This window comes from Paenibacillus sp. 01L418 (genome assembly GCF_056400045.1).
In genome coordinates this window covers 1-591 of record NZ_JBFTSN010000868.1, presented here as the reverse complement: position 1 = coordinate 591, position 591 = coordinate 1, and the positions used below count along the sequence as shown (strand labels likewise).

At 47.0% G+C, this 591-nt stretch carries 1 protein-coding gene; it reads right to left on the bottom strand.

Features of this window, described 5'->3' with window-relative positions:
• On the bottom strand, nt 1-567 hold a 567-nt coding region (locus AC1DSE_RS36200; RefSeq protein ID WP_477529240.1), incomplete at its 3' end, for an SIMPL domain-containing protein.
• Between the last annotated feature and the right edge of the window lie 24 nt (nt 568-591).

The window sequence follows — 591 nt, the reverse complement described above, 5'->3', positions numbered from 1 at the left end:
AGGGAAGGGTTCAGATGATCTGGAGACTTCCTGAACTTTGCTGGGAACTCCAGAAATGGATGTTCCTAATGCATTTGCGATAGCAGCAGCTTTCAGTCGGGCGTTCTGGACAGCAAGCGACAGGGCCTCATTTTCCAACTGTTTTCTATCGGTAACCGAGAACTGAATGGAAGTGACTGTATTGGCACCGTGAGAAACGGCGGTATCTACTACAGTACCAGTAAGTGAAATTTGATCGATGGTGATTTGCAGGAGATGAGTTACTTTGTAGCCTTGAAAGACTTGCTTCCCGTCCGGGAAATCATACATCATTTCGATTCGATAATCATTCGTTTGGATATGTTCGCGCGGGATGCTTAGCTCGAGAAGGGATTGTATGATATCTGCTGTAATTTGTGCATTTTCGGCTTGTATCGCTTGCAGCTCCTTGCCTTCGGTAACAGCACCAAGGATGACCAAGGCTGTATCTGGAGCAGCCGTAACGATCCCTTCGCCCAAAACTTCAATCGTGGACACGCTTTTGCAGGGAATGGGAATAGCGGTATAGTAGATTTGATTGCCGTACATTGCAGGCTCCTTTCCGTCTTACAG